Raw genomic sequence first — 7,351 nt, forward strand, 5'->3', positions numbered from 1 at the left:
TAGAAGAATAACAGGATTTTGCCATAGTTCTTATTGTGACATCACTTTCATTATTAAATATAGCTACTTCTATCTTATCTAGAATAGCAAGTTCTGCTGCATTTAATAGAGTCATGTTTTTAAAGTTAACTTTTACCATATTCATATTCTATCATGAAAAAAACAATTATAAAATAAGGAGGATATACTTTATGAAAAAGTATTCAGTGACGATTTGTGGCGGAGGAAGTACTTATACACCGGACATGCTTGAACTTCTGTGTGTTGCACAAAAAAAATTTCCAATTCGCAAAGTAGTTTTATTTGACATTGACTACCAACGTCAAAAAACGGTAAATGATTATGCAGAGATTTTATTTAATGAATATTGTGAGGGTGTAGAATTTTTTAGTACACTTGATCCAAAAGAAGCTTTCGAAGATATGGACTTTGCTTTTGTGCAAATACGTGCAGGCGGAATGGATTTAAGAAATTCCGATGAAAAGATTCCATATACCTATGATTGTATTGGGCAAGAAACCTGTGGCCCTGGGGGACTTTCATATGGTGTAAGAAGTGTTATAGAAATGAAAAATTTAATTAATTCGATAAGAACTTATTCACCAAACTCATGGATTATTAATTACTCTAATCCTGCAGCCATTGTCGCAGAAATGACAAAACGTGTTTTTCCAAATGATAAGCGTATTATAAATATTTGTGATATGCCAACTCAAGTACTAGACACTTACCTCCCTCTTGTGAACAAGAAAAGATCCGAAATTGAACCACGTTATTTTGGACTCAATCATTATGGATGGTTTACAAAAATCATAGATAAAAAAACTGGTGAAGATTTATTACCTGAAATACTAAAAATTTGTGTAACCGAAAAAGAAAGAGTACACAAATTAATTGATAATATGTATGATGTAACTACACATTGGGGTAAAACGTTTGAAGATCATTTAGATATGATTCAAGATTATCCATATTCACTACCTAATACATATAATTTGTATTATTTATATCCTGATCGCAGATATTCTCACTATGATATCAAAACTACTCGTTATGATGAAATTATAGAGGGTCGTGAAAAAAATGTAATTATGTATTGTAATGCAATAAAGGCACTAGGAAAAATGAAAGGCACACAATACGATATAACAGATAAAGTAAATGCTGGATTATTAGAAGAAACTGGATGTTCATCAACTATTGCATATAATGATGTTCATGCGACTTACTTAATAGAATTAGTAATATCAATTATAGAAAATGGAAATGATATTTGCCTACTTATGATTCAAAATAATGGTATTATTCCTAATCTATCTTCTGAAATGATGTTGGAAGTTCCTTGTCGGGTTGGTAGTCAATTTATTGAACCATTACATATAGGACCAGTTTCGACATTCGAAAAAGGACTTCTTGAAAATCAATTTGCCTCAGAAAGTTTATTAGTAGACGCTGTCTTAGAAAATGACAAACAAAAAATGCTACAAGCATTTACAATCAATCGTTTAGTTAATGATACTGAACGCGCAAAAAAAATTATTGCAGAATTCGAAAAAGCAAATGGTAAATTTTGGCCAAAATTAAAGGGGTGATTTTATGAAAAAATTTATGGGTGTCATCGAAGAAAAAACAATGATCTTTGTTGAATGGATTTCAAAAAACAATGTATTACTTGCAATGCGTGATGGATTAGTACTTTCAATGCCATTAATGATTGTTGGCGGTTTTGCAATCGTTATATCTGATTTCCCACTTCCTGCATTTCAAGAATTAATGATTAATATTTTTGGGCCTAATTGGAATTGGTGGAACTGGGATGTGGTATATCCAGCTACAATGGGATTAACAGCATTATTTGCAATCTTTGGTACATCATATTCATATGCAAAATATAATGATGTTGAACCATTACCAGCAGGTGCACTTGCAATATCTGCATACTTTATTCTATTGATTCAATTAACTGATGGTGGTTTTAGTGCTAACGATTTTGGTGCTCAAGGTTTATTCGTTGGTTTACTTACCGCTTTATTAGTATCAAAAATTTATATTACATTAATCAAGAAGAAAGTAACAATTAAATTACCTGATGCAGTTCCTACTTCCATTTCTAGATCTTTCTCTGCTTTAATTCCTGCCGCAATAATCATTCCACTATTCGTTATCATTCGTTACGTATTTACATTAACACCTTATGTTAGTGCAAATGAATTCATCGTTAGTGTATTACAAATTCCATTACTTGGAGTTGGTACTTCATTAATTGGAACTGAAATAACAGCCGGCTTCTTTAATACTTTCTTTTGGATATTTGGTATTCATGGAACATTAATTGTTCAATCTGTCATGACTCCGATATGGGAAGCTGCAAAGTATGCAAATCTAGCAGCCTATCAAGCAAACCTTACTTTGCCTTATATCGCTACCACTGAATACCTTGATCACTTTGTGTTCCTTGGTGGTTCAGGAATTACATTACCTTTATGTATAATGTTACTTTTCAAATCAAAGTCAAAACAATTAAAAGAACTTGGCAAAGTAGCTATTGTTCCAAGTATCTTTAATATCAATGAGCCAATCATTTATGGCTTACCTATTGTTATGAATCCTATTATGGCTATACCATTTTTTATAACACCAATGGTTTCAATAGCTTTAAGTTATGGATTAATGTATTTCAATATCATCGCAAGACCTACCGGAGTTGCTGTTCCATGGACTACTCCTGCACCTATTGGTGGATTCCTTTTAACCAATGACTGGAAGGTTGGTGCATTGCAGATTGTAATTTTACTCCTTGCGGCTTGTATTTACTATCCATTCTTTAGAATTTGGGATAAAAAATGTTTACAGGACGAAATGGAGAATGTTGAAAATCATGATGCATGAAGATGTTTGTTTTACTATAATATCTAATATAGGTGAGGCGACTGCTAACTTTTATGAAGCAATTGAATGCTGTAAAAACGGTGATTTTGAAACAGCCGAAAAAGCAAAAATTGCTGGTGAAGAAGCTTCTCTAGTTGCGCATAAAAGCCATGCAGAATTAATTAAAAAAATGGCTAATGGTGAACCTATTGAAATGAATCTTTTGCTAGTTCACGCAGAAGACCAACTAATGAATGCAGAAATGATGAAAATGCTTACTGAACAAATAATGCATTTATATAAAGAAATTCATTATTTAAAATTAAAATAATAAAAAAGTCGTGATTATCAATTTCACGACTTTTTACTATCTAAGTTTTAATGCTTTTTCCATTTCACGTTTTGCCGTCTTAATCTTATCATCTTGACGCTTATCATATAACGCCTTACCTTTTGCAAGGGCAATCTCTACTTTGGCTCTACCATTTTTAAGATACATTTTTGTAGGAACCACTGTATATCCTTTTAGTTTGACTTTATTATTCAGTTTCCTTATTTCATCACGATGGAGAAGTAACTTTCTCTCACGTGTTTCATCATGATTGAAATGAGTTCCATGATCATATTGAGCTATGTGCATTTCTTTTATAAATGCTTCTCCTTCATTGAAGGAAATATACGCATCTTTAAATTGCACTTTACCTTGGCGTATCGATTTTATTTCTGTTCCAGTCAATACTAAACCAGCCTCATAGCAATCCTCTAAAAAATACTCATGACTTGCACTACGATTTAGCGATACAATTTTTTCACTCACAAAAATCACCACCTTGTTTTATTATACATTAAATCCAAGCTTGTTTCTTCTTTTTCTTTTCTTTAAATATCGCAAAATCAATTGTATGCTTTTCTTTATTTGCATCAATCAATTTAACACGTACTTCTTGTCCTAATCTATAGATAGTTCCTGTACGTTCTCCTATGAGTTGCAGTGTAGATTCATCATAATGATAATAATCATCACTTAAGGTTTGAACATGAACTAATCCCTCGACTGTATTAGGTAACTCCACATAGAATCCAAATTTTGTAATTGAACTGATTACACCATCGAATGATAAACCAATTTTATTCTCCATAAATTCAGCTTTTTTCATATCTTCAACATCACGTTCTGCTTCAGTAGATGCTCGTTCTCTATCCGATGTCTCAATTCCAAATTTTTCCATCTTTATTTCATCATTTTTTATTTGATTAACATCTACACATTGATCAAATATATATTTTCTTAACATACGATGAACAACTAAATCAGGATATCTACGTATAGGTGAAGTAAAATGTAAATACTCTTCTAAACCTAATCCAAAATGCCCTAGACATTTACTGTCATAGCGTGCTTTTTGCATTGCACGTAACATCAATGTTGATACTACTGGATATTCTGGAGTATCTTTGAATTCTTCTAAACATTTTTGTATTTCTAACGGATGGATATCTTCCATATTCCCTTTAAATTTATGACCAAGAATTAATGATATTTTTGCGAATTCACGTAATTTCTTAGCCGTTGGTTTTTCATGTATACGATATAGTGACGGTATTTCTAACCATTTCATATGCTTTGCAACAGTTTCATTTGCACAGATCATGAAGTCTTCAATTATACGTTCAGATATTCCACGCTCTCTGATTTTAATATCAACTACTTTGCCATACTTATCCACCACAACTTTTGCTTCATCTTTTTCAAAATCCACTGCACCATTTTTTTCACGTCTTACACGAATACGTGCAGCACAGTCGTTCATCATTTCAAACATATCACCTAGATGTTGATATTTCTTTATCAGTGTATTATCTCCATCCAGTATTTTATTTACATTACTATATGTCATTCTTTCTGTTGAGCGAATAAAAGAAGGATATATTTCATAGGAATTAACTTCACCGTGTTGATCAATTTCCATATCACAGGTTAATGTTAAGCGTTCTACTTTTGGATTTAATGAACAAATACCATTCGATAAAATGTGAGGTAACATCGGAACAACTCTATCCGCAACATATGTTGATGTTCCTCTTTCCAAAGCCTCAATATCTAATGGAGAATTCTCCGTTACATAATAAGATACATCTGCAATATGAACAGCTAATTGATAGTTATTTCCTTTTCGTTGAATACTAATTGCATCATCAAAATCCTTCGAATCATCACCATCAATCGTTACTACTAATTGATTTGTACAATCTCTTCTACCCATTTTTTGTTCAGGTAAAACATCTTGCGAAATACTCTCGGCTTGCTGGAGAACTTCTTTTGGAAATTCTGATTTAATATCATGTTCAAGTAATATTGATAAAATATCTACTCCTGGATCATCTTTATGTCCAAGCAATTTTACAATTTCAACTGTTATCGTTTTCCATATTTTAATAATTTTAAATTGAGCTTTAGTTCCATTTACAATTTTAAACTGCGCTTGGTTCTTGACTACAACCCTTCCTTTTAATCTTTCATCATCGAGTTTTACATGAATACCACTTCTTGAAATTTCAAAAGTTCCGATACAATAATCCGTGTTTCGTTTTAAAATTTTTACAACTTGTCCTTCATTACTATTTAAATTAATAAGTTTAACAATAACTTCATCTTTATTCATTGCACCCATTAAATCATCTGGACTTATATAAATACTATTCTCATCATCTAAATCTAAAAATCCAAATCCCTTCTTGTTAATTGAAATACCGCCTCTATAAATTCCTGCTTGAGCGGCTGTTAAGAAGAAATTCTTTGGATTTCTAACAATTTCATATTCATCTTCTAATTGATTCAAGACTTTATTTAATAGCACAAATTCTGATGTAGACATCATATTTAAAAGTTTTGCAAGTTTTTCCAAGTCATATTCCCCTTGTTTACCTGCAACAATTTTATCTAATATGGTTCTCTTAAGTTCTTCCATTTGCTCACCTTCTTTCTTTTATTATATATTTTTTGATAATTCCTAGATAGTATTATCATTTGCATAAGAAAACGATGGTCAAATAACCATCGTCTACTGCTTGAATAATCTAATTTGAATTATTTGTAGATTCTCATAACAATTACAAGAATAAAGAATAAAATTCCTACTCCAAGAGTAATGTTAGAAATAATTTTTTCAGATCCTCTTTCTTTAGTATTCGCGAACAGATTCAATCCACCGCTTCCTGTAAAAGCACCTGAAATACCATCTGATTTTCCACTTTGTAATAAAGAAAGAACAATTAATGCAGCAGATACGATCATTAATAAAATGTCTAGCATAAAATTCTCCTTCCAGTCATTTGACATATGCTAGATAATTATAGCACATGCCCATTGATTTGCAAATACATTAGAAAATTCCACCATCTTTCATATCTGATTTGTTCACAAAATCCAAGTGATATAACTTTTCCCAATGGTTAATATTCAAAGTCCCTTTTGTAAGATGAATCGCTAAAATACAACAATTTTCATCATTTTCATTATTTGCCATATCATACCAGCTAGCAAATGCTGTACGAAGTTTTGTTCTTATTTCCGCATTTTTAGGATCAAGTACCCAACCCAGGTTTTCTCCTTTGCCGATTGCTGTAAACATTTCTGTAGAATGTGCCACCGAAACCTCATCATTTTGCTTTATTTGCAACATTTTATTTGATTTCTCATATGTTACAACATAGAAAGTACAATCTTCATAGTAGGCATCTACACAACGGACAATTGGGCGAGGTTTACCATCAACACTTGTTTCACAAGCAATAGTTGCAAGTGAGATAAGATTATCTTTTCCATTACCAAACTTCTCATCAATTAATTTTAGTCCTTCTTCATATATACTACTCATTCAAACTTCTCCTTCTCTTTTCTTTTATTTGACTAATATAAACTTCCATATTGCCTAATTTTATAGCACAATCTATCAAATTGATTCAAATTCATCAAATATTGATAATTGTGATTTTTTATAAGGCAATTGATAGTCATCTATAATTTTCTTCATATCTGTAATAATTCCATATTTATTACACTCATTCACAAACATTTTATACTTAGTTTTAACGTTAGGAATTGCACAAGAATAATTATCTCTATATTTTCTTTGATATTTCTCTTTAAGACCCGGGAAATATTTATCAAGCTTCTCATAATAGTAGTCTCTTTGATTCATTCTTAAAGTAACTCCAAATCCTGAATAAATATATTTAACACCACATTCATGTGCTCTTCTTACTAATTCAATGATATTTTCATCGCTATCCGTTATCCAAGGCAAGTTTGGCATAAGCAAAATACATGTATCAATACCAGCATCACTTAACTGTTTTAATGCTGCGAATCGCTTTGAGCTTACACAAACATTTGGTTCTATTATCTTACACAATTCATCATCTACAGTAGTAATTGTCATTTTAACAAGAACAGGGCTATGTTGCTTGATTTCTTTAAAGA

8 protein-coding genes are annotated in these 7,351 nt (G+C 31.4%); 3 read left to right on the forward strand and 5 right to left on the reverse strand.

Annotation, left to right across the window (positions count from 1 at the left end; translation table 11 throughout):
• Positions 1-191 precede the first annotated feature (191 nt).
• The 3 genes from RSB60_RS10070 to RSB60_RS10080 are packed head-to-tail and all read left to right on the forward strand — an operon-like array spanning position 192 to position 3,199.
• Positions 192-1,592: a family 4 glycosyl hydrolase gene (locus RSB60_RS10070; RefSeq protein ID WP_332475210.1), complete on the forward strand. Its 1,401-nt coding sequence runs from the start codon at positions 192-194 to the stop codon at positions 1,590-1,592.
• Between the two features lie 4 nt (positions 1,593-1,596).
• Positions 1,597-2,889 (forward strand): PTS sugar transporter subunit IIC, encoded by a 1,293-nt coding sequence (locus tag RSB60_RS10075; RefSeq protein WP_332475209.1) that lies wholly within the window; start codon positions 1,597-1,599, stop codon positions 2,887-2,889.
• Positions 2,867-3,199, forward strand: a complete 333-nt coding sequence (locus RSB60_RS10080; RefSeq protein ID WP_332492856.1) for a PTS lactose/cellobiose transporter subunit IIA — start codon at positions 2,867-2,869, stop codon at positions 3,197-3,199. Before RSB60_RS10075 ends, RSB60_RS10080 begins: the two co-directional genes overlap by 23 nt.
• A 36-nt stretch (positions 3,200-3,235) precedes the next feature.
• Here RSB60_RS10080 and smpB read toward each other — a convergent pair whose 3' ends face one another.
• From smpB to RSB60_RS10105, 5 genes are all read right to left on the reverse strand, one after another.
• Positions 3,236-3,685: an SsrA-binding protein SmpB gene (gene smpB, locus RSB60_RS10085; RefSeq protein WP_442879293.1), complete on the reverse strand. Its 450-nt coding sequence runs from the start codon at positions 3,683-3,685 to the stop codon at positions 3,236-3,238.
• Positions 3,686-3,713: 28 nt separating this feature from the next.
• A complete protein-coding gene (gene rnr, locus RSB60_RS10090) occupies positions 3,714-5,837 on the reverse strand; it encodes a ribonuclease R (RefSeq protein WP_332616112.1) in 2,124 nt (707 codons plus the stop codon).
• 119 nt (positions 5,838-5,956) lie between these two features.
• A complete protein-coding gene (gene secG / locus RSB60_RS10095; RefSeq protein ID WP_323382304.1) occupies positions 5,957-6,181 on the reverse strand; it encodes a preprotein translocase subunit SecG in 225 nt (74 codons plus the stop codon).
• A gap of 70 nt (positions 6,182-6,251) precedes the next feature.
• Positions 6,252-6,746, reverse strand: coding sequence for a pyridoxamine 5'-phosphate oxidase family protein (locus RSB60_RS10100; protein ID WP_323382302.1), 495 nt, complete (start codon positions 6,744-6,746; stop codon positions 6,252-6,254).
• 75 nt (positions 6,747-6,821) lie between these two features.
• Positions 6,822-7,351: radical SAM protein (locus RSB60_RS10105; protein ID WP_442879667.1), on the reverse strand; the 530-nt coding region annotated here is incomplete at its 5' end.

The sequence above is a fragment of the Anaerorhabdus sp. genome (assembly GCF_036657415.1).
GTDB lineage: Bacteria > Bacillota_I > Bacilli_A > Erysipelotrichales > Erysipelotrichaceae > Anaerorhabdus.